A 24,445-nucleotide genomic window follows, 5' to 3' on the forward strand; every position below is an offset into this window, starting at 1 on the left:
GTTACGGCGCTGCTGCAGTCGTCATCAGCAGCGCAGATTGCCCGGCACGGTCTGGTCGACGAAGTAGTTCACGATCGCCGAGTCGACGCACCGGTTCCCGTTGAACACGGCGGTGTGCTGGGTGCCGTCGAAGGTGATCAACGGTGCGTTGAGTTCCCGCGCCAGGTTGACCCCCGCCTCGTACGGCGTGGCGGGATCGTGAGTCGTGGAGACGACGACGACGCTCCCGGGCGGAGCGGGCGTGGCGGGGTGCGGCGCCGAGGTCGGCGGCACCGGCCAGAACGCGCAGATGTCGCGGGGCGCCAGACCAGTGAACTGGCCGTAGGACTGGAACGGCGCCAACTCGCGCGTGCGGCGGTCGATGTCGGCCCACGTCGCCGAGTCGGTCGGAGTGGGGCCGTCGACGCAGCGGACGGCGTTGAACGCGTCCTGCCCGTTGCTGTAGTGGCCGTAGGGGTCGCGACCCTCGTATTCGTCGGCCAGCATCAGCAGGTCACCGGCGTCGGTCTTGCGCTGCAACCCCAACAGCCCGCTGGTGAGGAACTTCCAGTACTGCGGGGTGTACAGCGCGTTGAACGTGCCGGTGATGGCGTCCTGATAGCTCAAGCCGCGCGGGTCGGATGTCTTGCCCGGCTTGGTCACCAGCGGATCGACCAGTTGGTGGTACCGGTCCACCCAGTGCGCCGGATCGGTGCCGAGCGGGCAGCCCGCCGACTTCGCGCAGTCGGCGGCGTAGTCGTTGAATGCCACCTGGAAGCCGGTCATCTGCTCGATGATCGAGTCGACCGCGTTCTGGGCGGGATCGATTGCCCCGTCCAGAACCATCGTGCGAACCCGGTCAGGGAACTTCTCCAGGTACGCGGTGCCCAGCTCGGTGCCGTAGCTGAATCCGAGGTAATTGATCTGGTCGTCGCCGAGGACCTGGCGGACGGTGTCCATATCCTTTGCGGCCGAATCGGTTCCGACGCCGGCAAGGAACGCGGTACCCATCTTGTCCGCGCATTCCTTGACGTAGTCGCGGTTGATCTGTTCGATCGCGGCCACCCCGGCGGGGCTGTAGTCGACCATCGGATTCTTGCGCCAGGCGTCGAACTGGGCGTCGGTGCGGCAGCGCACCGACGGCGTCGAGTAGCCGACTCCCCGCGGGTCGAATCCCACGATGTCGAAGTGCTCGGCGATCGGGCTGCCGGCCAACGCGAACGCCATTCCGGCGGCCGAGTCGACCGCAGACGCGCCGGGTCCACCCGGGTTGACGAACAGCGCACCGATGCGCTGGCCACTGGCCGGGACCTTGATGACCGCCAACTGTGCTTGTGGCCCAGTCGGATCGGCGGCGGTGATCGGCACGGGCACGGCGGTGCACTGCGCGCTCGGGAGGTCGTGAGCGTTGTCGCCCAGGAAGCGCTGGCAGCTTCCCCACGTAACTTGTGGCGCTGTCGTCTGACCGGCTCCGGGGTTCGGGGCGGCAACGGCCGGCGGGGCCATGACACCGGCCGCCAGCGAAACACAGAGTGAACCCAAGAACGCAGCCGAGCCGAGCCGGCTCGTGCGTTGCATGGCGATCATCGTCCCATGGCCGCGCGGTCGGTATGACCGCGAGCGGGTCACACTCCGATCTCAGATGCGATCAAACAGCGGGTATTTGGTATCAGCACGTGGCACCGGGCGGCGGCAGCTTCAGGTCGACGAGATATGCGGCGGCGTAATGGTCCACGCAGGTGTTGCCCTGGAAGACCACCGTGTGCTGAGTTCCGTTGAAGGTCAGCAGCGCTCCGCCGAGCTGCTTGGCCAAGTCGACGCCCGCCTGATACGGCGTCGCCGGATCGTTGGTCGTCGAGACCACCAGAACCGGCGGCAGTCCTGGCGCCTTGACCGCGTGCGGCGTGCTGGTCGGCGGCACCGGCCAGAAGGCACAGGTGCTCAGCGGAGCGTGCCCGGTGAAGTCGCCGTAGCTCATGAACGGCGCGACCTCGCGCATCTTCTTGTCTTCCTCGATCACCTTTTGACGGTCGGTGATCGGCGGCTGATCCACACAGTTGACCGCGATCCGGGCGTCGGTGGCGTTGGTGTAGTGGCCCTTGGCATCCCGGCGCATGTACATGTCGGCCAGCGCCAGCATGGTGTCGCCGCGGCCGTTGGTCATCTCGGTGAGGCCCTGGGTCAGGTGCCGCCACAGATTCGGCGAATAGAGCGCCATGATCGTGCCGATGATCGCGTCGCTGTAACCCAGGCCGCGCGGATCGGAGGTCGGCAGCGGCTTGTCGACCAGCGGGTCCACCAGGCTGCGGTAGACGTCCACAGCCTTGGCGGGGTCGTTGCCCAGCGGGCAGCTCGGGTCCTTGGCGCAGTCGGCGGCATAGTCGTTGAAGGCCTGCTGGAATGCCGCGGCCTGATCGATGTCGGCCTGGATCGGGTCGGCATTGGGATCGACGGCACCGTCGAGGATCATCGCCCGGACCTTGTCCGGGAACTCCTCGGCGTACGCCGAGCCGATCCGGGTGCCATAGGAGTAGCCGAGGTAGGTGAGCTTGTCGTCGCCGACGGCGGCGCGCAACGCATCCAGATCCTTGGCGACGTTGGCGGTGCCGACGTTCTCCAGGAAGTCCTTGCCCATCTTGTCGACGCAGCGCTGGACGAAGGCCTTGGTCTCATTCTCGATGTGCTCGACGCCCTTGGGGCTGTAGTCGACCTGCGGATCGGCCCGCAGGCGATCGTTGTCGGCATCGGAGTTGCACCACAGCGCCGGGGTCGACGAGCCGACACCGCGCGGGTCGAAGCCGACCATGTCGAAGCTCTGCCGCACAGTGCTGGGCAGGTTCTCCACGATGCTGGATGCGGCCTCGATGCCGGATTCGCCCGGGCCGCCCGGGTTGATGATGAGGGAGCCGATCTTCTGGCCGGTCGCCGGGAAGCGGATCAGGGCCAGCGTCGCCGCCGGGCCGTCCGGCTTGGCGTAGTCGACGGGCACGGCGATCTTGCCGCACTCGGCTCCGGCCGGGATCGGCAGCGCGTTGCCACCGCCGCCACCGGCCACCCGGCACGGGCCCCACTGCACGGGTTGCCCTACCTGCGGTCCGGCGAGCACGGCCATCCCCGACACCGTGGAACTGCAGCCGGCGCTCACGACGAGCGCGGCCACGGCGGGGAGCACCAGGGTGGTGCGGACAGCGCGTGATCTCCGGTCAAGCCTCATGGCAAACATGCTGCCATGCTCGGCGGGGGTGCCTTGCACACCGACCCGCCCAACAGCTCATCTGGTGGCGTCGAGCAGTTCCTTCATGCCGACGGCGAAGTCGTCGGCCAGGTCCCAGAGATCGGGCAGCAGCTCGGGGCAACTGATCAATCCGACGTCGAGTTTGCCGTTGAGTGACATCACCGTGATGTTCAGTCCGGAGCCGTGGAAGATCGGCCCCAGCGGATACATCGCGCTCACTTCGGCGCCGAGGAAGTACAGCGGAATCTGCGGGCCCGGCACGTTGGACACCACGAGGTTGTGCACGGGGCGCGCTTCGGTCAGCCGGCTTCGGGCGTAGACCCGCATGGCGATGCCGAATACGGCCGGGCCGGCGAATTGGCTCCAGTCCTGCAGGAGCGTGGCCCCGATCGCCGAGCTGTGTTCCTTCGCGGTGGTGTTCGCTTCGGCGATGGCCTTGAGCCGTTCGGCCGGATCGGCGATATGGGTCTCCAGCTTGGTGAACATGCCGGAGACCTGGTTGCGGCCCGGCCGGTCCGAACGATCGTGCACCGACACCGGGACCATGGCCACCAGCGAGGACTCGGGAAGCTCGTCGTGGTCGAGCAGGTACTGCCGCAAAACCCCCGCGACCAGGGCCATCACCACATCATTGACCTTGACGCCGAAGTGATTCTTGACCGTCTTGATGTCCTCGAGGTCGAGTTCGGCGAAGGCGACGTTTCGATGCGCGGTGACGCTGGCGTTGAACTTGGTCTGAGGCGCCGCGAACGGGGCCGCCATCGCCCGGCCCCCGACCGCGCGCTGCACTGTGTCGACGACGGTGGTGATCGTGCCGGGCAGCACCTTGGTGGCCAGCGTCAGGGGCCGGGTGGCGAACCGGCCCAGCCCGCCGAGCGCGATCCGCAGCTGGTTGGTGTCGCCCTGTCCGTCGACCGGGTCCGGCGGCGGAGCGTCAGGCTCGGTGCTGCACAGCTGCGACATGAGATTGGCACCGGTCACCCCGTCGACCGCGGCATGGTGGACCTTCGTCAGCACGGCGAGCCGTCCGCCGTTGCGGGCGTCGGTACCGCCGACACCCTCGATGACCCAGGTCTCCCACAGCGGATGCCTGCGGTCCAGGGGCAGCGAAGCCAGGTGGCCGCAGATCTCCCCCAGTTCGACCCGGCCGCCCGGCGCGGGCAGTCCGATGCGGTGCAGATGGCGGTCGATCTCGAAGTGCTCGTCTTCCACCCATACCGGATGGTCGAGGTTGAGGAAGCTGTTGGCGAGTCGCTCGCGGAAACTCGGAATTGCCTTGACTCGCAAGGCCAATTCGTCGCGAAGCCGCTCGAAGCTGTAACCGCCGGGGATCGTGGACGCGTCGAGCTCCAGGATCGAACACACATGCAGTGGCTGTGAGGGCGTTTCGAGATAGAGGAAGCTGGCATCGAGGCCGCTGAGTCGCTGCAGGTGTTGCACCATGCCGCGATCGTATGTCGGACCACCGAGAACAGGTGTGAGAAAGTCCACTTCACTGTTCGTTCACCTTTGTGTGCCGTGGTGGCACACTTGATGGCGTCAAGCGAACCCGGGGACCCGGAATGGGCCTCGAGGATCGGCAAAGACGATCACTAGGGACAAAGATGTCTGAACAGACTGTCTATGGCGGCTCATCCTCGTCGCCCGTTTCGCGCACCAAGGTCCGCACCCACCACCTGCTGAAGTGGAAGTCCGAAGGCCACAAGTGGGCGATGCTCACGGTGTACGACTACTCCACCGCCCGCGCGTTCGACGAAGCCGGAATCCCCGTGCTGCTGGTCGGCGACTCCGCGGCCAATGTCGTCTACGGCTATGACACCACCGTGCAGGTCTCGGTCGACGAGTTGATCCCCCTGGTTCGCGGTGTCGTCCGCGGCGCGGAGCATGCGCTCGTCGTCGCCGATCTGCCGTTCGGCAGCTACGAGGAAGGGCCCACCCAGGCCCTGCGCACCGCGACCCGCTTCATGAAAGAGACGGGTGCCCACGCGGTGAAGCTCGAGGGCGGTGAGCGGGTCGCCGAGCAGATCGCGACCTTGAGCGCCGCGGGCATTCCGGTGGTGGCCCATATCGGGTTCACCCCGCAGAGCGTCAACTCCCTCGGCGGGTTTCGGGTCCAGGGCCGCGGCGACGCTGCCGAGCAGACCATCCACGACGCGATCGCGGTCCAGGAGGCCGGTGCCATCGCGGTGGTGATGGAGATGGTGCCCGCCGAGCTGGCCACCCAGATCACCGGCAAGCTGACGATCCCGACCATCGGCATCGGTGCCGGGCCGAACTGCGATGCGCAGGTGCTGGTCTGGCAGGACATGGCCGGACTCACCAGCGGCAAGACCGCAAAGTTCGTCAAGCGATTCGGCGATGTCGGCGGCGAATTACGCCGTGCGGCAACGCAATACGCCGAAGAGGTGGCGACCGGCGCCTTCCCGGCCGAGGAGCACAGCTTCTAGCTGCGGTCGCGGTACGCCTCGAGGAGGCGGAGCCAGAGCTCGCTGACGGTGGGAAAACACGGTACGGCGTGCCACAGACGGTCGATCGGAACCTCGCCGACGACGGCGACGGTGGCCGCATGCAGCATCTCGCCGACCCCTGGCCCGACCATGGTGACACCCAGCGGAGTGCCGCGGCTGTCGTCGACGACCATTCGCGCCCGGCCTCGATAGCCGTCCGCGTAGAGCTTCGCCCCCATGACCACGTCGCCTATCTCGACGTCGACCACCGAAACCTGGTGTCCGGCAGCGCGTGCGGCCCGCTCGGTCATTCCGACCGAACCCGCCTCGGGATCGGTGAAGAACACCTGCGGGACCGCCAGCGTGTCGGCAGTCGCACTGAACGTGCTCCACGCGCCGGCGTCGATCGGAACTGAGCGGGCGCGAGCCGCGATCACCGCGGCCGCGATCCGGGCCTGGTACTTGCCCTGATGAGTGAGCAGTGCCCGGTGGTTCGCATCGCCGGCGGCGTAGAGCCAGTCACCCGTAACGGCGGTGACCGTCAGAGTGTCGTCGGTGTCGAGCCAGGTTCCCGGCGTCAAGCCCACCGTCTCGAGGCCCATGTCACCGGTCAACGGTGTGCGTCCGGTCGCGAACATCACCTCGTCGACGTCGACCGTGGTGCCATCGTCGAGCTCGGCGACGATACCGTGCGTGCCGCCCCGACGGAGCCCGCGGACGTTCACCCCGGTGCGCACGTCGACGCCGGCCTCGTTGAGGCCGCGCTCGACCTCATCGGCGACGAACGGCTCCATGCCGGCGAGAATTCGGGAGCGCACGAGCAGAGTGACAGCAGAGCCGAGACCCTGCCACGCGGTGGCCATCTCGACAGCAACCCCACCCCCACCGACGATGGCCAACCGACGCGGCACCTCGCTGGAATCCGTTGCCTGCCGGTTGGTCCACGGGCGAACCTCATCGAGCCCCGGTATGTCGGGAATCGCGGCGCCGCTGCCGCTGCTGACCACCACTGCGTGCCGGGCGACCAGCGAAACGACGTGTCCCTCCGGGCCGGTCACCGACACCCGGCGACGCCCGTCGAGACGTCCGTGGCCCCGGATCAAGGCCGCTCCGGTGGCTGTCACACCGGCCGCCTGACCACTGTCATCCCAGTTGCTCACGTAGCGGTCCCGACGGGTGAAGACCCCTGCGCTGTCGAGGACACCGGTCACGGCTTCGCGTGCGCCGTCGACGCGCCGCGCGTCGGCAAGCGCAAGCACGGGGCGAAGCAGAGCTTTGCTCGGGACACATCCCCAGTACGAGCATTCGCCGCCGACAAGTTCGCGTTCGACGACCGCCACGCTCAAATCCGCTGCGCGGCAACGATCTGCGATGGTCTGGCCGACCGGTCCGGCGCCGATCACGATCACGTCATAGGTATCTTCGGTCACGGCGTGTGCACCTTTCGCTGGTCGGCGAGGGGTAGCAATTCGTCCGGATCGAGCCCCCGATCGATCCCGTGCGGGATGACTGTCTGCCCCGGATCCAACCGCAACCGTTGCCCGTCGAGTTCGACATCGATCTTGTCGGGTTCGAACGAGACGAAGTTGCGAACGGCTGCGACCTCGGGCCACGCATCGACGTATGACCAGGCGCAGCGAGCTCGCTCACCGATGCTGTAGTAGCTGGCCAAACCCTTGTAAGGACAGAAGGTTTGGCCCTCGACAGGCGTGAGAGCCGCCTCGTCGACATCCTCGCGCGGTACGTACCAGCGGGGTGCGAAGCCCGATTCGTAGAGAACCAGCGGGCGGCGACTCTCTGCAACAACCCGTTCCCCGTCGTGCACCACGAGGTGTCGGGATGTGGATCTGATGTCGATGCGGTGATAGGGGTCGGCCGCATGTCCGACGATGCGATCGTCTTCCTCGTAGAACGCATCCATCGCCCGCCACGCGAACGCGATGCGCCCGTTCAACACGGCGGCATGTTCAGGTAGCGCGATGTGACACCACGCCGCCCGCCGAACACTGCGGTCCCGGGCGGTCGCGGTGAACCACGCCGTCACCCCGAGATCGCGGTGTTCGGTCCGTTGTTCTTCCCCCGCAAGCACACCGGGCTCGATGTCATCGCGCGGAAAGTACGCCACCGGGTAGCGGCCCGGCTCGTGCAGCAGCACGACGTCCTCGCTGCTTGCGATCCAGCGATCACCGAAACGCACTCTCATGCGACGCCGCAGCGGTTCGGCAAAGAGCAGTCGCTGCGGAAGTGGATCCCGGGTCAGAAAGTGGCCGATGGTTCCGGTGGCCAAGGGACCTTGCTGCCAAGCCAAACCCATGCTGCGCACCTTCCCGGGGCGATGATCAATTGGGCTGTTTGTCCCATTATTATGGGCCGCGCCACCCAAAAATGTCCAGACCGTTCTGCGTCGAACAGTCAGCGTTTACGGTCAGCCGCCCGCACAGCGAAGCCACGCACGTAGTCGACGGCTGCGTTGACGTTCGCGCGCAAGGGCTCCGGGTCACCGGTGACATGAGTCAACATCGCACCGCCTTGATGAGCTATCACCAGGCAAGCCGCCAGATGAGGCGGGGAAGCGTCTTCGGTCAGGGCACCGCGTTCGCGCATCGCGGTCAGACCTGCGGCAAAGAGACCGATCCACTCGTCGTATCCGGCGGCGAGGTCGGCACGAATCTGCTCATCGGAGTCGATCAACTCACCGGCCAGTGAGCCATACACACAGCCACCTACCCGATACACCGTGTCGACGTCCGCGACGCACGCGTCGGCCCACGCCTGGAGATCCCGAATCTGCTCGAACGAACCGAACTTGGGGTCGGTGTGATATCCGCGCACGTGACCGCGACGCGCGGCGATGACCTCCCGGGTGAGCTCACGCTTGTCCCGGAAATAGTGCGACATCTGCGATCCGCTGACACCGGCCGCGACGCGGACATCCTCGACACTGGTCCCGGTCGCACCGCGCTGAAACATCAACTCGGCCGTGGTCCCGATGATGCGAGCCCGGGTCTCCAATCCCTTACGGGTGAACCGCACGTCGGCGGGCTGCGCATCGTCGGTGTGCGCGGGCCGGCGGACACGGCGCGGAGGACGCGGGGTGCGCTGTGCCGGATCGGTGGCGTACGCGCGAACGCGGTTGACCGCGAAACGGAGCCCATCGGCCAGCGGCCATTCTTCGCGATAGGTGAACGTCATCGCGCCGCTGCCCTGGTGGGTGGCCACCAAGACCATCGCCAGCTGAAGCGGGTCCGCTTTCGCCGTCAGGATCCGGCGGTCCTTCATCTGCTGAATTACCTTCTCGAAGAAGGAAATCCACGACCAATAGCCGTCAGCCAAGGCACCGCGCGTCTCAGCGTCGGACTTCACCAGCTGGGCCGCCAGCGCGTGATACGTCGGCGTGCCGGCATAACCGATACGGCGCAAGTAGCGCAGATTGAGGTCGATCCAGGTCTCGAAATCGTCGAGTGATTCCAAGCCGCCGAGCTTGGGCTGACGATGGAAGTCCAGCACCACCTCGATCTGCTTGGCCAACACCGCCGCGATCAGCGCGCGTTTGTCGGCGAAGTAATGGGTGAGCTGTGAGCCGCTGACCGATGCGGCACTGCGCAGTGTCTCGTTGTTCAGCGCCGACAAGCCCCCGGCGAGGATGACATCGGCGGCGGCCGAGACGATCCGGTCGCGGGTCGCCCTCCCCCGTGCCGTGAGGCGCCGGTCATCGGGTCGCGCCGGCGGAGACATCGGCCTAGATTACCGGCAGTTTTTCCTGTTCACGGGCTCAACGCGCGAGCCGGCGCCCCAAGAAATCGACGAGCAGCCTCGCGACGTCGTCCAAGGCCGATTCCAGCAGAAAGTGACCGCCGTCGAGTAGGTGGATCTCGGCGTCGGGCAGATCATCGGCGAACGCGGTCGCGCCGGCGGGGCCGAAGATCTCGTCGCCCCGGCCCCAGACGGCGAGTAGCGGCACGGCGCTGTCGCGGAAGTACGCGTGCACCTTCGGATACAGCGGCGGGTTCGTCGCGTAGTCGCGGAACAACGCAAGCTGGATCTCGTCGTTTCCCGGCCGGGACAGCAGCGCGTAGTCGTGGTGCCAGCTTTCGGGATCGACGAGCGTCTCGTCGGCCACGCCCGTGACGTACTGCCAGCGGGTCGACTCCAGGCTCAGGAATCCGCGCAACGGCCCCTCGGTCTCGGGCGACGGCCGGTCCCGGTAGGCCCATACCGCCTTCCAGAAATCGTCGACGAATCCGGCGTCGTAAGCGTTGCCGTTCTGGCTGATCACAGCGGTGATCGCCGACGGGTCTGCCAGAGCGAGGCGCCATCCGATCGGCGCACCATAGTCCTGGACGTAGATGGCGTACCGGTCGACACCGATGCTGCGCAGCAGGCCGGCGGTCAGCGATGCCAGCGCATCGAAGGTGTAATCGAACTCATCGACTGTCGGCGCATCGGACAGTCCGAACCCCAACATGTCCGGTGCAATCACGTGAAAGCGATCAGAAAGAGCCGGAATCAGTTGACGGAACATGTACGAGCTCGTCGGAAAGCCGTGCAGCAGAACTATTGTCGGCGCATCGGACGGTCCAGCCTCCCGATAGAACAGGCGACGGCCGTCGATCGTGGCATAGCGGTGGTGGGTGGGTGACACGAGCACACCTCTTCCTGGGCCGGATATCCCAATAAAATGGGTTGCATGGCCCAGTATGCACGCCTGGGTCTGCTGGCACCAGAGGCGCCGAGCGCCCGGCCTAGCCGAACTTCGGCGCGCGCTTGTTGAGGAACGCGTCGATACCTTCGCGGCCGTCGGCGCTGTCGGCGCACGCCGCGATCAGCCGGCCTTCGAGTTCCATCTGCTCCTCGAGCCCGCTGCCGAACGTGGTGAGCATCAGTTTCTTCACCGCCGCTCCGGAACCTTTTGCCGCAGAAGCGATCTGCTCGGCCAGCACCTGAGCGCGAGCCTCCAGGTCATCAGCCGGGACCACCTCGGTGACCAGACCCCAGTCGGCGGCTTCGGCCGCCGTCAACGTCCGGTTGGTCAGCATGAGCTCCTGGGTGCGGCGCACACCGATGATGCGCGGCAGGAAGTACGAGGAGCTGCCGTCGGGGCTCAGCCCGGCTTTGGTGTAAGCCATGGTGAACGACGCGGTGTCGGCAGCCAGCACCAGATCCCCCGCCACCGCGAGGCTGAACCCTGCGCCCGCGGCCACGCCGTTGACCGCCGTGATCACCACGGCTTCCATCCGGGCCAGTGTCGAGATCGCGCGGTGCAGATCGTCGGCGATGCCCTTGACGAATCGGCCCGGACCCAACGGGGATGCCGCCATCGCCTTGAGGTCTCCCCCGGCGCAGAAGAACCGGCCGGCTCCGGTGAGGACGACGGCCTTGATCTCCGCCACGTCGCAGCGGGCGGCGACCTGCGCGAGTTCGGCGGTCATCACGTCGTTCATGCCGTTGGCGGCCTCCGGCCGGTTCAGCACGATCCGCGCGATGGGGCCGGCCTGATCGAAGGACAACGTCTGGTAGTCGCTCACCGCCGGAACGTTAGCAACCAAGGATTCGCAGGGCGGCATCGGCGATCACGGACGGCGTCTCCGGCGTGCACTCCTCGTTGTCGGAGCGCCGGTTGATGACCGATTCGACAAGGCGGAACGGAAGGTCGTCGGCGTCGGCGATCCCGTCGCACTCGGCGATCACCTGCGCCGCGAGCGCGCGATAGCGGCGGCGCAACTCCTCACGACTGGCACGGAACTGCGCGAACCGCTCGATGCGCAGTTCGGGCAGCAGGTAGAGCGCCCCCAGATTCCAGCGGCTGGCGCATAGCTGCGAGCAGTCCGCGATCACCAGGCCGCGCAGTCTGGACCTGGCGGGTCCGGGACCGGTCAGCAGCTCGCCGGCCAGCCGCAGCGCCTCGTCGACCGTTCCGGCCAGCAGGGCATCGAGGATGTCGTCCTTGGTGGCGAAGTGGTGGTACAGCGACGCCTGGCGGATACCGACCGCGTCGGCGATCCGCCGGGTCGACGTCCCGGCGTAACCGATCGTGGTGAACAGCTCGGCGGCGGCGTCCAGGATCTCCTCGCGGGCGGTGTTACCGGGCCGCCGGGACTGTTCGAGCCGGGGCCGGCCACGCCCGTCGTGGCCCTGGCTGCGCATACGACATTCTGGCACTCGGCGTCGGCGACGAATACCTGTCACTTGATCGAAATCTGGTCAACCCAGTCGTTACACCGGCGACACTCCCCGGGAACGGCACTTGAGAAAACTTTCACTTGACAGGTAATCGGCCGATTCAGGAGTGCCACGATGACAACCGCGTCGACCCACGGCGCCCGCTCACACGCACGCTCCCAAGCGAGCGACGCCAGTATGCGGGTCCCCGTCCTGCCCGACGGTGTGGACGGCGCCCGGCTCCTCTGGGCCGAGTCCGTGCCCGCCGAGTCCTACGCCACCCGGGTGCTCGGCCGCGGTACCCGCCTGCGCCTGGCGGATCCCGACGGCGGCGCCTGTGCACACCTGTTGTTGTTCCGGGCGGACGCCTCCTGGGAGCGGCTCAACGTCGCCGACACCATGAAGGTCCCGTGGCAGGCCTACCTCGGGGTGGGCCATCCGCTGCTGTCCGATCAGGGTCGTGTGTTGGCCACTGTGGTGGCCGACAGCTCCGGCCACCACGACCTGCTGTGCGGGTTGCCTGCCGCAGGCCAACCGACGATGCTGCTGGCCGCGATCAAGCACGGGATGGACATTCGCGACGTCGCACCGTCGGCGACGCTGTTCAAGGGCGTCCGAGTCGAAAGCTCCGGGGCGCTGACGTTCACCGGATCGGCAGGCCCCGGCGCGGCTGTGGAGTTGCTCATCCATCTGCCCGTCATCGTCGCCGTGGTCAACACCTGCCACCCACTGGACCCGCGGCCCGAGGTGACCGCCCTCGACATCGTGGCCTGGCGTGCCGACGAGGAGCTGACCACCCCGGTGAACACCGATCCGGAATACCTTCGAGCTCTGTTCAACACCGAAACCACTTGGGCGGCAGCACAATGATTCTCGACGAGATTGTCGCGGCCCGGGCACCGTGGTCGGCCATCCTGCGGGCCGGCCAGTGCCTGCAGATCATCGATCTGCACGGCAACCAGGCGGTGGACACCCTCTTCTACGCCGTCACCGGTGACCGGGTCGACCCGGCCGGGCGCTACAGCGCGCAGGCCACGATCGCCGCTCAGGGCAACATCTTCCTGACCACCGGCTCGGTGCTGCGCGCCGCCGACGGCAGACCGTTGGTGACGATCGTCGCCGACGAAGTGGGCAACCACGACACCATCGCCGGCGCCTGTTCCAAGGAGTCCAACACCTTGCGCTACGGCCACCACACCGTGCATCAGCACGCCTGCGCCGAGAACTTCCTCGCCGAGGCCGCCAAATGGGGTATGGGCAAGCGCGACATCGTCTCCAACGTCAACTTCTTCATGAACGTACCCGTCGAAGCCGACGGTACCCTGGGCATCGTCGACGGGCTTTCGGCGCCGGGCAAGTCGCTGACCGTGCGCGCCGACACCGACACACTGGTGCTGGTGTCGAACTGCCCGCAGATCAACAACCCCTGCAACGGATTCGACCCCACCCCGGTGCGAATGGTGATCACCGACTCATGACCACTCTCGAAGTGCAGCGGCCGGGTCTGCTGACCACCGTCCAGGATTGGCCCGGCCGCGTCGGCTATTGGCATGTCGGCGTACCGCCGTCGGGGCCGATGGACGACTTGTCCTTTCGCATCGGCAACCGGGTGCTGGGCAATCCCGAAGGAGCCGCCGGCCTCGAATGCACGAAAGCCGGTCCCGCACTGAGTTTTCCCGATGGGGCGCGCGTATGTGTTACCGGGGCGGCTGCTCCGGTCACCCTCGACGGCGAGCCGGTGCCGCAGTGGCAGTCGGTGTCGGTACCGCCGGGTGGGGTGGTGGACATCGGGGTGGTCGACGGCCCGGGCATGCGTTGCTACGTGCTGATTGCCGGTGGGGTATGCGAAGCCGAATACCTGGGCAGCACAGCGACATTCACGATGGGATGCTTCGGCGGCCACGACGGTCGCCCGCTGCGTGCCGGCGACAGCCTGACCATTGGTGACGATCCCGGACCGGCCACGGCCCGGCCGGCCCGTGCCGCCATCGACGAACAGCCCGCGATCGGTCACCGCTGGCAACTCGCGGTCACCGAGGGCCCGCACGGTGCGCCGGAATTCTTCACCCGCGCCGACATGGCGACGATCGTCGGCACGGATTACACAGTGCACTTCAATTCCGATCGCACCGGTGTCCGCCTCGTGGGCCCGAAGCCGCAGTGGGCCCGCACCGACGGCGGCGAAGCGGGTCTGCACCCGTCGAATATCCACGACAATGCCTACTGCGTCGGAACTTTGGACTTCACCGGCGACACCCCGATCCTGCTCGGCCCTGACGGCCCCAGCCTCGGCGGGTTCGTCTGCCCGGTCACCGTCGTGCGCGGCGACCGCTGGAAGCTCGGACAGATGGCACCCGGTGACACCGTGCGGTTCGTCCCCGTGCGCGCCGACCGAGCCCCGTCGTTGGGCACTATCGGCGCCGACCGGCGGGCGTCGTTGCCGCTGGTGATCTCGACCTCGAGCGACGCCGACGACGGTGTGCTGACCCGATTCGTCGGCGCCGAGGGCACCGACGTGACCGTGCGCCGTGACGGCGACGGCGGTGTGCTCGTCGAATACGGGCCGATGGTTCTCGACCTGGCCATGCGCGCCCGCGTCCATGTGCTGTACGAATCACTGTCGGCCAGTGCGGTTCCCGGCGTCACCGAGCTGACCCCGGGCGTACGGTCGCTGCAGGTTCAGTTTGATCCGGCCGTGCTCAGCGCGCCGGAATTGGTGGACCTGCTGGCCCGCACCGAGGAGTCACTGCCGGCCACCGACCAGCTGGTGGTGCCAAGCCGAACCGTACGTCTGCCGCTGTCGTGGGACGATCCCGCCACCCACGAGGCCATTGCGCGCTACATGCACGGTGTGCGCGCCGACGCCCCGTGGTGCCCGTGGAACATCGAATTCATCCGGCGCATCAACGGCTTGGCCGACGTGCAGCAGGTGCACGACACGGTCTACGACGCTCAGTATCTGGTGCTGGGCCTCGGCGACGTCTACCTCGGCGCACCGGTGGCCACCCCGCTGGATCCCCGCCATCGGCTGGTGACCACCAAGTACAACCCGGCACGCACCTGGACACCGGAGAACGCCGTCGGGATCGGTGGGGCCTACCTGTGCATCTACGGCATGGAAGGTCCGGGCGGCTACCAGTTCGTCGGCCGCACCACGCAGGTGTGGAACCACCGTCATCCGCAGGACTCACGCTCGTTCGAGCCCGGAACCCCATGGCTGCTGCGGTATTTCGACCGGATCAGCTTCTATCCGGTCAGCGCCGAGGAACTGCTGGAGCTGCGCGCCGACATGGCCGCGGGCCGCGGTTGCGTCGACATCGTCGACGGCACGTTCTCGATGCCGGACTACCAGCGCTTCCTGACCCTCAACGCCGACGGCATCGCCGAGTTCCGGGCCCAGCAGGCAGAAGCGTTCACCGCCGAACGCCGGGCCTGGGATCAGGCCGGCGAGTTCGCCGGCCAACTGGCCAGCTGACGCCGTGTTCACCTGGATATGACACCCTGAGCGGCATGGGTTCGGGTACTGCGGGAAAAAATCGCCATGTCGAGGTGGAGCGCAAGTTCGACGTTCCCGAAGGCGCGACGCTGCCGTCGTTCGACGGGCTCTCGGCGGTGGCACGCGTGGAGCGGCAGCCCGCGCAATCGCTCGACGCGGTGTATTTCGACACCCCGGATCGCGATCTCAACGCCCATCGGATCACGCTGCGCCGCCGTACCGGCGGCCCCGATGCGGGCTGGCACCTGAAGCTGCCCGCCGGACCCGACGCGCGAACCGAGGTGCACGCGCCGCTGGACAGCTCCCCCGAAGGCGGCGACTCGGTGCCCACCGATCTGCTGGACATCGTGCTCGCGGTGGTGCGGGACCGTCCGCTGGCCCCGGTGGCCCGGATCTCGACGACCCGCAACGTGGTGATGCTCTACGACGGGGACGGCACGGCGCTGGCCGAGTTCTGCGACGACGAGGTGAGCGCATGGGCGCTCGGGAGCGGCGGCGAGACCGGGGAGGAACAGCGCTGGCACGAGTGGGAGCTCGAACTGGCCGATGGTGAGGCCGCCGGTGGGCGTGATCTGCTGAAGCGGCTGGGCAACCGGCTGCTCGACGCCGGTGCGGTGCCGGCCGGCCACGGATCGAAGCTGGCGAAGGTACTCGAGACCGCGGGTTCGGCAGCGGTGGTACCCGACGAGAACGGCGCGTCCCGAGATCCGGTGCACCAGGCGGTCGCCGAGCAGGTCGGCGAATTGCTGGTGTGGGACCGTGCGGTGCGCGCCGACACCTACGACTCGGTCCACCAGATGCGGGTGACCAGCCGGAAGATCCGCAGCTTATTGCAGGCCTCCGAGGACGCCTTCGGGTTGAGCGATGACGCCTGGATCCTCGACGAGTTGCGCCAGCTGGCCGGTGTGCTGGGTGTCGCCCGCGACGCCGAGGTGCTCGCCGAGCGGTATGAGGCCGCACTCAAGACCCTGCCGGACGACTTGGTCCGAGGCCCGGTCTACGAGCGTCTGGTCTCCGGGGCTCAGCGCAGCTATCAGGCCGGCCTGCGGCGCTCGCTGGCCGCGATGCGCTCGACCCGGTACTTCCGGCTTCTCGACGCGCTGGAGGCACTGGTGGCCGCGCAACCGCCGCATGCGGCGCCGGGCGAAGAGCCCAAGCCGGTCAGCATCGACTCGGCCTACAAGCGGGTGAACAAAGCGGCCAAGAACGCCGCGCAGGCAACCGAGGACCGCGACGAGGCGTTGCACCGAATTCGCAAGGGCGCCAAACGACTCCGGTATGTGGCGGCGGCGACCGGCGAGCCCAAGGTATCGGACCGGGCCAAGGTCATCCAGACGCTGCTCGGCGATCACCAGGACAGTGTGGTCAGCCGAACGCATCTGGCCCAGCAGTCGCTGGCGGCGCACGCCGCGGGCGAGGACACCTTCACCTACGGCCTGCTCTATCAGCAGGAGGACGACCTGGCCAACCGCTGCCGCGAACAGCTCGACGACGCGCTGAGCGCACTGCGCAAGACGTTCAAGAAGGCGCACTGACGCGATAGGCGAACGAGTTGGCCTGTAAGCCGGATTCTGTCCCGCCCCGCCCCGGCTGACCGGGGCGCGACGGTGGCGACCATCCATCTGGGTACACCGTCGCCGGGTACCTCGAGCGGCCTACCCGCAGGCTCGGGCGAGCAGCCCTCGATCGCCTGCGCAGCCGCACCAGGTGCGGCCTCTTGGCCTTGCTTCGGGTGGGGTTTACCAAGCCACCCCGGTCACCCGGGATGCTGGTGCGCTCTTACCGCACCGTTTCACCCTTACCGTCCTGACGGACGGCGGTCTGTTTTCTGTGGCACTGTCCCGCGAGTCACCTCGGATTGCCGTTAGCAATCACCCTGCTCTGTGAAGTCCGGACTTTCCTCGACTCACTCCGAAGGTGAGCCGCGGCCGCCCGGCCAACTCGTTCGCCTGAACAAACTAGCTTATTTGCGCCGCAGCTGGATCACATTGTCGACGAGGTGGCCCTGCTGACCGTCCGGCCCGACCGCATCGCGCTCGGCCGGCCCGAGCCGGACCGTCTCCCACTGTGTGTCGTCGAGCGCGAGGCCGGCGAGCACCTCCTCGGCGGGCGGGAATTCGTGGTGGCGCACCTCCTCCGGTGCCCATGGCGGGGCTCCGCCGTGATCGACGATCAGCAGCGTTCCGCCGGGCGCCACGGTCGCAGCCGCGCGACGCAGGATTGCGGGCCGGTCCATCTCGAGGGTGGTGTGGAAGAAGTGTGCCGACACCAGATCGAACGGTCCGTCGGGCAGCGTCTTGGTGAGGTCGTGCTGCTGAAAGTCGATGCGGTCGGCCACTCCTCGCGCTGCCGCGTCCTCGGCTGCGCGGGCCAGGGCGGTGGTGGACACGTCGACGGCGACGACGTGCCAGCCGTGTTCGGCCAGCCACATGGCGTCGCCGCCCTCGCCACAGCCCAGATCCAGTGCGCGCGAACCGGTGAGCGGTTCGACGATTTCGGCGAGGCGCGCGTTGGGGCGCCCAGTCCAGATCCGTGGCTTCTCCGCGTAGCGCGATTCCCAGTGGGTGTGGTGATCAGCAGTCATGCTCATCAGCTTGCCGGTGCCGTCCTGGTTCTGGCAATGTCATTTGCCATGCAGGCAAACGACGATGTCGATGTGCGGGTGCGCAGGCGGCTGCGCGAGCTACGCGGCCGGCTCGGTCTGACGTTGGAGGACGTCGCGTCGCGGGCCGGTATCGACGTCTCGACGCTGAGTCGGCTGGAATCGGGTAAGCGACGGCTGGCCCTCGATCACCTGCCCCGGCTGGCCGCGGCGCTGTCGGTCAGCGCCGACGAATTGCTCGGCGCACCACCTGCCGCGGACCCCCGGGTTCGGGCGGCGTCGCACACCAGACATCTGGTCACGTATTGGCCGCTGACCCGCCACGGCGGGGCGGGCGGCCCGCAGGCATTCAAGATCCGGATCAACCCGCGACGGCGTACCCCGCCGGCCCAACTGCCCACTCATGAAGGGCAGGAATGGCTTTACGTGCTCTCCGGACGCCTGCAACTGATCCTCGGCGAGCAGCATTTCGTCATCGAGCCCGGTGAGGCCGTCGAGTTCAGCACCTGGACGCCGCATTGGTTCGGCGCCGTCGACGGTCCGGTGGAGGCGATCGTCCTGTTCGGCCCGCACGGCGAACGCGTGCACATGCGGGATTAGCTCAGGCCAGATACGACGTCTGGTTGACCAGCCGTACCGAGGCGCCGCCGTCGGGATAGAACTCGGCGATGCTCAGCGACGCGAGGTCGAGGTGCAATCGGTGCAGGATGCTGGGCCCGGCGTCGAGCGCCAGCCGCAGCAGCGTCTTGATCGGCGTCACGTGCGAGACCACCAGCACGGTGGCACCGGGATGCTCGGCGATGATGCGGGTGCGGACCCGCTGAATCCGTTCCTCGACGTCGACGAAGCTCTCTCCGTCCGGCGGGCGCAGACCCGTGTCCCGCAGCCAACGGCCGTGCAGGTCCGGGTCGCGCTCCCTGGCCTCGGCGAACGTCAGCCCTTCCCAGGCACCGAAGTCCGTCTCGATCAGGTCATCGTCGACCGTCACTGTCAGGCCCAGCGCCGTGGCAGCGGCCGACGCGGTGTCGTAGGCGCGCTGCAACGGCGAGCTGATCACCATGTCGACGCCGCCAGCGGCCGCCAGGTAGCTCGCCGCGGCGTCGGCCTGACGCCGGCCCGTGTCGGTGAGTTCAGGGTTGCCACGGCCGGAATACCTTCGCTGCCGGGAGAATTCGGTTTGTCCGTGCCGCAGCAGCAGCATGCGGGTCGGAGCACCCTGGTTGCCGGTCCACGCCGCGGGCGGCACGGCGACCGCACCGGCAGGCGGATCGGCCACGGTTCCCTGTTGTTCGCGATCCATGGCCTCGTTGGCCAACCGATCGGCGTAGGAGTTCTGTTCGCGCGGAATCCATTGGTAGGAAACCGAATCGAACGTCGAGGCCAGCGCGCGCGCCTGCTGGTGCAGCTCGGCCATCGCGGCGTGCTTGACCTTCCAGCGCCCGGACATCTGCTCGACGACGAGTTTCGAATCCATCGAGACGACGACCTCGTCGGCGCCGAGGCGGCGGGCCTCCTCCAGGCCTGCGATGAGCCCGCGGTATTCGGCGACATTGTTGGTGGTGATGCCGATCGCCTGGCCGTGCTCGGCCAGCACGCTCTGATGGTCCGCCGACCACACGACGCAGCCGTAGCCCGCGGGCCCGGGGTTGCCCCGGGAGCCGCCATCGGCCTCGATGAGAACGCGCACGGCTACGCCCCGCCGATCCGCAGCAGGATCGCCTGACACTCGGGGCAGCGGATCACCTCGTCCTCCGGCGCCGCCGAAATCCTGGCCAGCTCACCGCGATCCAATTCGATGCGGCAGGCTCCGCACCGGCGGCCCTGCAGCCGAGCGGCACCGACGCCCGATGTGGTCCGCTGCCGCTCGTAGAGCGCGGCCAGGCCGGGGTCGAGCCCGGCCACGATCGCGTCACGCTGGGCCTGGCGCTGGCTGCGCATCCGTTCGATATCCGACAGCGCTTCGTCGCGATTGTGTCCGGCAGTGGTCAGATTGGCCTGCAGCGCACCGGCTTTCGCCTGTTCCTCGGATTGCTCGCCGACCAGTTGTTCGCGCCGTTCCATCACCTCGAGCAGCGAATCCTCCAGGCTGGCCTGCCTGCGCTCCAGCGTCTCGAGTTCGTGCTGCAGTTCTTCGAGCTGCTTGGGGTTGACGGTGCCGGAATCGAGGAGTTTGCGGTCGCGGTCCTCGCGCTGGCGCACACCGTCGATCTCGGACTCGAATCGGGCCACCTGGCCGTCGATGTCCTCGATCGCGATCGCCAGGGCGGCCAGCCGGTCCGCGGACGCCCGCTGCTCACCGAGGGCGGTGTCGTACTCCTGCTGCTCTCCCAGGTTGGCCGCCCGATGGGCCAGCCGCCCCGACTCGGCATCCAGCTCGGCCAGCTCCAGAAGCGACCGTTGCTGTGCCAGTTCAGCTTTCACGAAATGCCTTTCGGTGATTCGATGTTCCACGGATCGGTGCGCAGGTCGCAGACCCGGACTGGGAGCGCCGCCCCGAAATGGTCGTGCAGCACCGCGGCGGCCTGCGCGCACCACGGAAATTCGCTGGCCCAGTGCGCGACATCGACCAGCGCGACGTCGCTGCCACGGAGGTGCTCGTCGGCGGGATGGTGACGCAGGTCGGCGGTGACGTAGGCGTCCACTCCGGCGGCGGCCGCCGCGCTCAGCAGTGAGTCGCCGGCGCCACCGCACACCGCCACCCGGGTCACCGGGGCATCCGGATCCCCCGCTGCCCGGACTCCCCACGTCGTCTGTGGCAGTACCGCCCCGACCCGGGCTACGAAATCGGCGAAGCGCAGCGGTTCGGCCAGCGTCCCGATCCGGCCGATGCCCACCCCGGTCGGCAGGGCGGCCAACGGCAGCACGTCGAACGCCGGTTCCTCGTACGGGTGGGACGCGCGAACAGCGGCAAGCACCTGGGCTCGCAGCCGGGCCGGGGCCACCACCTCGACGCGGTCCTCGGCCACCCGCTCGAGGGACCCGGTCGATCCGATGGCGGGCGCGGCCCCGTCGAGCGGCAGGAACTGCCCGGCGCCCGCCACGCTCCAGCTGCAGTGCGAATAGTCGCCGAGGTGGCCCGCACCGGCGGCGAACACGGCGTCGCGGACGGCGTTCGCATCGGCGGTCGGGACGAAGATCACCCACTTGTCGATGTCGGAGCCCACGCTGATCGGGTCCAGCACGCCGTCGACGGTCAGCCCCAGGACCTCGGCCAGCGCATCGGATACTCCTGGATTCGCCGAGTCGGCGTTGGTGTGTGCGGTGAACAAGGCGGCACCGGCCCGGATGAGCTGGTGGATCAGCCCACCCTTGGGCGTGCTGGCCGCCACGGTGTCCACTCCGCGCAGCAGCAACGGATGGTGCGCCAGCAGCAACCCCCGCGGACCAACTGTCGCGGCGACCTCGGCGGTGGCGTCCACGGCCACCGTCACCGAGTCGACGACGTCGTCGGGATCGCCGCACACCAGGCCGACGGAGTCCCAGCTCTGCGCGAGACCGGGCGGGTAGGCGTCGTCGAGCACGGCGATGATCTCGGCCAGTTCGACGCCCTTCGCCGTGTGCTCCACCACGCCAAGAACAGTAGTGCGCAGCGATCGGCCACAATGGACCGGTGACGAGCACGGCTTCCGACACCCGCCCGCAGTTGGTGATCTTCGATCTCGACGGCACCCTGACCGACTCGGCAGAGGGCATCGTGGCCAGCTTCCGGCATGCGCTGGCCGCCGTCAGGGCCGAGGCGCCCGGCGGCGATCTGACCGGCCGGATCGTCGGGCCGCCGATGCATCAGACGCTGGGCGGACTCGGCCTCGGCGAGCGCGCCCACGAGGCGATCGCGGCCTACCGGGCCGACTACACCAGCCGGGGCTGGGCGATGAACAGCCTGTTCGACGGGATTCCGCAGCTCCTGGCCGACCTGCGGGCGGCTGGGGTGCGCCTTGCGGTGGCCACCTCCAAGGCCGAGCCGACGGCACAGCGGATCCTCGAGCACTTCGAGCTGGCCGAGTACTTCGATGTGATCGCCGGTGCCAGCGTCGACGGGGCTCGCTCCAGCAAGGCCGACGTGCTCGCCCATGCGCTGGGTCAGCTCCAGCCGTTGCCCGAGCGGGTGATCATGGTCGGCGACCGCGCCCACGACGTGGAAGGCGCCGCCGAGCACGGCATCGACACGGTTGTGGTGGGCTGGGGCTACGGCGCCGAGGACTTCCGCGAACCGCACCTGGCGCAGGCCGCGGCCGCTCATGTTCCGACCGTGACGGCGTTGCGCGAGGTGCTCGGTGTCTGAGCTCTTGCATGTCACGTTCGTCTGTTCGGGCAACATCTGCCGCTCGCCGATGGCCGAGAAGATGTTCGCCCACCAGATCGAGCAGCGTGGTCTGGGTCACCTGGTCAGGGTGACCAGCGGCGGTACCGGCGACTGGCATGCCGGCGATCCGGCCGACGAACGGGCCAACACCGTCCTGCGTGAGCACGGCTATCCGACCGAGCACAGCGCGGCGCAGGTGAGCGACGACCACCTGGGCGCCGATCTGGTGGTCGCGCTCGGGCGCAATCACCTGCGGATGCTGACCCACCTCGGCGTGGAACCAGAGCGGGTGCGGCTGTTGCGCTCGTTCGACCCCCGCTCAGGTGCGCATGCCGACGACGTCGACGACCCGTACTACGGCGGCCCCACGGACTTCGAGGAGACGTTCACCGTCATCGATGCGGCCCTGCCGGGTCTGCACGCCTGGGTCGACCGGCGGCTGGCCGGGGAGGGTTTGACCGGCTGATGAAGCGCTGGACGTTCCTGCTGCGCCCGGGCTGGATTGCCCTGGCGCTGGTGGTCGTCGCGTTCGCCTACCTCTGCTTCACCGTGCTGGCGCCGTGGCAGCTGGGCAAGAACACCAAGACATCGCGCGAGAACAATCAGATCGCCTCCTCACTCAACGCTGAGCCGGTTCCGGTGACAACGTTTCTGCCGCACCAGGATTCGTCGGCACCCGATCATCAGTGGCGGCGGGTCACCGCGACCGGGCGCTACGTCCCGTCCGCCGAGGTGCTCGCCCGGCTGCGGGTGGTCGGTGGTGCGCCGGCGTTCGAGGTGCTGGTGCCGTTCACCGTCGACGGCGGTCCGACGGTTCTGGTCGACCGCGGGTACGTGCTCGCCGTCCAGGGCTCCAAAGTGCCCGACATCGCACCGGTGCCGACCGGCACGGTCAGTATCACTGCGCGGCTGCGCGATTCGGAGACCGCGCCGCCGGACAAGCCACCGTTCAAAGAAGGCGGCTTCACCCAGCTCTACGCGATCGACACCAAGCTGGCCGGCACGACCACCGGGGTGCCGGTGGCGGGCTCGTATCTGCAGTTGGTGGAGAACCAGCCGGGCGGCCTCGGCATCGCGGAGCTGCCGCACCTGGATGCCGGACCGTTCCTGTCGTACGGCATCCAGTGGATCGCGTTCGGTATCGTCGCCCCGATCGGGCTGGGCTACTTCGCCTATTCGGAGGTCAAGGCCCGCCGCCGGGAAAAAGCTTCAGCGGCCCAGAACCAATCCGCACCGGTCACCGTCGAGGACAAGCTCGCCGACCGGTACGGCCGACGGCAGTGAGGCCGACCGCGAGCGCGGCGGCGGCAAGCTGAACGTCCCGGGACAAGCGCACCGAGCGGCGTAGATCCTCGATGCCCGGAACGCGCCCCACGCCGAGCGTCGGGCGGATCTCCAGCTGATGGTGGTACTGGGTGGGGCCGCCGAGGCGCACGCCCAGTGCTCCGGCGAACGTCGCTTCCACCACACCGGCATTCGGGCTGGGATGCCGGGCGGCGTCGCGGCGCCACGCCTGCAGCGCCCCGGCGGGCGAACCGCCGACGAGTGGTGCGCACACCACCACCAGCACGCCGGCCACCCGCGCTGCCGCGAAGTTCGCGATGTCATCCAGACGTGCTGCCGCCCAACCGAATCGGGTATATCGGGGCGAGCGATGCCCGATCATCGCATCCAGTGTGTTGACTCCGCGGTACACCAGCACCCCCGGCACCCCCCCGGCCGCCGCCCAGAGCAACGGGGCGACGTGCGCGTCAGAGGTGTTCTCGGCCACCGACTCCAGAGCCGCCCGGGCCAACCCGTCGGTGTCCAGTGCCGACGGGTCGCGTCCGCACAGCGACGGCAGCAGGGCCCGGGCCCCGTCGATATCGCCGGCGGCCAGCAGGTCGGCCAGTTTGTCGCCGGTCCGGCCCAGCGTCGTACCGCCGAGTGACGCCCAGGTGGCGGCGGCGGTCACGGCCGCCAGCACGGGGCCGCGGGTACCGCGCTGCACCAGCGTGCCTGCCACGGCCAGCCCGCCCAGCAGCACACCGGTGTGCACCGCGCCCGCCACCCGGCTGTCGCGGTAGGTCAGCTTCTCGAGTGCGGCTGCACACCAACCGAACCCCGCCACCGGATGGCCGTGGACGGGGTCGCCGAAAGCCAGATCCGCCAGCTGAGCCGTCAGGATGCCGACACCGCGGTACCGTCTGCGCGCAAACACCCCGGCACTCTCTCACACGTGATG

Annotated in this window: 23 protein-coding genes and 1 other RNA gene; 9 read left to right on the forward strand and 15 right to left on the reverse strand. The window is 68.1% G+C overall.

Annotated features, from left to right (window positions below; translation table 11 throughout):
• Positions 1–24: 24 nt before the first annotated feature.
• The 3 genes from BST42_RS24405 to BST42_RS24415 all read right to left on the reverse strand — a co-directional run bounded on the left by BST42_RS24405 (position 25) and on the right by BST42_RS24415 (position 4,645).
• Positions 25–1,566, reverse strand: a complete 1,542-nt coding sequence (locus tag BST42_RS24405) for an alpha/beta hydrolase (protein WP_083121902.1) — start codon at positions 1,564–1,566, stop codon at positions 25–27.
• Between the two features lie 82 nt (positions 1,567–1,648).
• Positions 1,649–3,193: an alpha/beta hydrolase gene (locus tag BST42_RS24410; RefSeq protein ID WP_083121903.1), complete on the reverse strand. Its 1,545-nt coding sequence runs from the start codon at positions 3,191–3,193 to the stop codon at positions 1,649–1,651.
• 57 nt (positions 3,194–3,250) lie between these two features.
• The gene (locus BST42_RS24415; RefSeq protein WP_083121950.1) at positions 3,251–4,645 is read right to left on the reverse strand and encodes a WS/DGAT/MGAT family O-acyltransferase; all 1,395 of its coding nucleotides are present in this window, start codon (positions 4,643–4,645) and stop codon (positions 3,251–3,253) included.
• Between the two features lie 173 nt (positions 4,646–4,818).
• Here BST42_RS24415 and panB point away from each other — a divergent pair, with 173 nt between their 5' ends.
• Complete coding sequence (gene panB, locus BST42_RS24420; RefSeq protein ID WP_083121904.1) at positions 4,819–5,661, forward strand: 3-methyl-2-oxobutanoate hydroxymethyltransferase; 843 nt, start codon at positions 4,819–4,821, stop codon at positions 5,659–5,661.
• On the opposite strand, the gene BST42_RS24425 is transcribed toward panB, so the two are convergent.
• The 6 genes from BST42_RS24425 to BST42_RS24450 all read right to left on the reverse strand — a co-directional run bounded on the left by BST42_RS24425 (position 5,658) and on the right by BST42_RS24450 (position 11,805).
• Positions 5,658–7,091 carry a dihydrolipoyl dehydrogenase family protein gene (locus BST42_RS24425; protein ID WP_207569568.1) on the reverse strand — a complete coding sequence of 478 codons (1,434 nt, stop codon included), beginning with the start codon at positions 7,089–7,091 and terminating at the stop codon, positions 5,658–5,660. The two genes, panB and BST42_RS24425, sit on opposite strands and share 4 nt — an antisense overlap.
• A complete protein-coding gene (locus tag BST42_RS24430; protein ID WP_083121905.1) occupies positions 7,088–7,975 on the reverse strand; it encodes a DUF427 domain-containing protein in 888 nt (295 codons plus the stop codon). Before BST42_RS24430 ends, BST42_RS24425 begins: the two co-directional genes overlap by 4 nt.
• A gap of 98 nt (positions 7,976–8,073) precedes the next feature.
• Positions 8,074–9,396 (reverse strand): TetR/AcrR family transcriptional regulator, encoded by a 1,323-nt coding sequence (locus BST42_RS24435; protein WP_083121906.1) that lies wholly within the window; start codon positions 9,394–9,396, stop codon positions 8,074–8,076.
• A 37-nt stretch (positions 9,397–9,433) separates the two neighbouring features.
• Positions 9,434–10,303 carry an alpha/beta fold hydrolase gene (locus BST42_RS24440; RefSeq protein WP_083121952.1) on the reverse strand — a complete coding sequence of 290 codons (870 nt, stop codon included), beginning with the start codon at positions 10,301–10,303 and terminating at the stop codon, positions 9,434–9,436.
• A 100-nt stretch (positions 10,304–10,403) separates the two neighbouring features.
• Complete coding sequence (locus tag BST42_RS24445) at positions 10,404–11,186, reverse strand: enoyl-CoA hydratase/isomerase family protein (RefSeq protein ID WP_083121907.1); 783 nt, start codon at positions 11,184–11,186, stop codon at positions 10,404–10,406.
• A gap of 10 nt (positions 11,187–11,196) precedes the next feature.
• On the reverse strand, positions 11,197–11,805 hold the full coding sequence (locus BST42_RS24450; protein WP_083121908.1) for a TetR/AcrR family transcriptional regulator: 609 nt from the start codon (positions 11,803–11,805) through the stop codon (positions 11,197–11,199).
• A 150-nt stretch (positions 11,806–11,955) separates the two neighbouring features.
• Between BST42_RS24450 and BST42_RS24455 the strand changes: the two genes are divergently transcribed.
• From BST42_RS24455 to BST42_RS24470, 4 genes are read left to right on the forward strand one after another with little or no spacing between them, the layout of a single operon-like run.
• Positions 11,956–12,690, forward strand: coding sequence for a DUF1989 domain-containing protein (locus BST42_RS24455; protein WP_083121909.1), 735 nt, complete (start codon positions 11,956–11,958; stop codon positions 12,688–12,690).
• Positions 12,687–13,298, forward strand: a complete 612-nt coding sequence (locus BST42_RS24460; protein WP_083121910.1) for an urea amidolyase associated protein UAAP2 — start codon at positions 12,687–12,689, stop codon at positions 13,296–13,298. Before BST42_RS24455 ends, BST42_RS24460 begins: the two co-directional genes overlap by 4 nt.
• Positions 13,295–15,295, forward strand: coding sequence for a 5-oxoprolinase/urea amidolyase family protein (locus BST42_RS24465; protein ID WP_083121911.1), 2,001 nt, complete (start codon positions 13,295–13,297; stop codon positions 15,293–15,295). The genes BST42_RS24460 and BST42_RS24465 overlap by 4 nt, the downstream gene beginning before the upstream one ends.
• Positions 15,296–15,330: 35 nt before the next feature.
• Positions 15,331–16,851, forward strand: coding sequence for a CYTH and CHAD domain-containing protein (locus tag BST42_RS24470; protein ID WP_083121912.1), 1,521 nt, complete (start codon positions 15,331–15,333; stop codon positions 16,849–16,851).
• 9 nt (positions 16,852–16,860) lie between these two features.
• Here the strand turns inward: BST42_RS24470 and rnpB are convergent.
• An RNA gene (gene rnpB / locus BST42_RS24475) (RNase P RNA component class A) lies at positions 16,861–17,260 on the reverse strand.
• A 19-nt stretch (positions 17,261–17,279) separates the two neighbouring features.
• A complete protein-coding gene (locus BST42_RS24480) occupies positions 17,280–17,900 on the reverse strand; it encodes an SAM-dependent methyltransferase (protein WP_207569569.1) in 621 nt (206 codons plus the stop codon).
• 48 nt (positions 17,901–17,948) lie between these two features.
• On the opposite strand from BST42_RS24480, the gene BST42_RS24485 reads away from it, so the two are divergent.
• The gene (locus BST42_RS24485) at positions 17,949–18,518 is read left to right on the forward strand and encodes a type II toxin-antitoxin system RelB family anti-toxin (RefSeq protein WP_083121914.1); all 570 of its coding nucleotides are present in this window, start codon (positions 17,949–17,951) and stop codon (positions 18,516–18,518) included.
• Position 18,519: 1 nt separating this feature from the next.
• Here the strand turns inward: BST42_RS24485 and BST42_RS24490 are convergent, their stop codons facing one another.
• The 3 genes from BST42_RS24490 to BST42_RS24500 are packed head-to-tail and all read right to left on the reverse strand — an operon-like array spanning position 18,520 to position 21,484.
• On the reverse strand, positions 18,520–19,605 hold the full coding sequence (locus BST42_RS24490; RefSeq protein WP_083121915.1) for a bifunctional RNase H/acid phosphatase: 1,086 nt from the start codon (positions 19,603–19,605) through the stop codon (positions 18,520–18,522).
• A gap of 2 nt (positions 19,606–19,607) precedes the next feature.
• Positions 19,608–20,339 carry a zinc ribbon domain-containing protein gene (locus BST42_RS24495; protein ID WP_083121916.1) on the reverse strand — a complete coding sequence of 244 codons (732 nt, stop codon included), beginning with the start codon at positions 20,337–20,339 and terminating at the stop codon, positions 19,608–19,610.
• Positions 20,336–21,484: a Nif3-like dinuclear metal center hexameric protein gene (locus tag BST42_RS24500; protein ID WP_083121953.1), complete on the reverse strand. Its 1,149-nt coding sequence runs from the start codon at positions 21,482–21,484 to the stop codon at positions 20,336–20,338. The genes BST42_RS24495 and BST42_RS24500 overlap by 4 nt, the downstream gene beginning before the upstream one ends.
• A gap of 44 nt (positions 21,485–21,528) precedes the next feature.
• On the opposite strand from BST42_RS24500, the gene BST42_RS24505 reads away from it, so the two are divergent.
• The 3 genes from BST42_RS24505 to BST42_RS24515 are packed head-to-tail and all read left to right on the forward strand — an operon-like array spanning position 21,529 to position 23,505.
• Positions 21,529–22,200, forward strand: coding sequence for an HAD-IA family hydrolase (locus BST42_RS24505; RefSeq protein ID WP_083121917.1), 672 nt, complete (start codon positions 21,529–21,531; stop codon positions 22,198–22,200).
• On the forward strand, positions 22,193–22,687 hold the full coding sequence (locus BST42_RS24510) for a low molecular weight protein-tyrosine-phosphatase (RefSeq protein ID WP_083121918.1): 495 nt from the start codon (positions 22,193–22,195) through the stop codon (positions 22,685–22,687). The genes BST42_RS24505 and BST42_RS24510 overlap by 8 nt, the downstream gene beginning before the upstream one ends.
• Positions 22,687–23,505 (forward strand): SURF1 family cytochrome oxidase biogenesis protein, encoded by an 819-nt coding sequence (locus BST42_RS24515; protein WP_083121919.1) that lies wholly within the window; start codon positions 22,687–22,689, stop codon positions 23,503–23,505. The genes BST42_RS24510 and BST42_RS24515 overlap by 1 nt, the downstream gene beginning before the upstream one ends.
• Here BST42_RS24515 and BST42_RS24520 read toward each other — a convergent pair.
• A complete protein-coding gene (locus BST42_RS24520; protein WP_083121920.1) occupies positions 23,459–24,421 on the reverse strand; it encodes a cobalamin biosynthesis protein in 963 nt (320 codons plus the stop codon). The genes BST42_RS24515 and BST42_RS24520 overlap by 47 nt on opposite strands.
• Between the last annotated feature and the right edge of the window lie 24 nt (positions 24,422–24,445).

The organism is Mycolicibacterium rhodesiae, from assembly GCF_002086695.1.
Classification (GTDB): domain Bacteria; phylum Actinomycetota; class Actinomycetes; order Mycobacteriales; family Mycobacteriaceae; genus Mycobacterium; species Mycobacterium rhodesiae.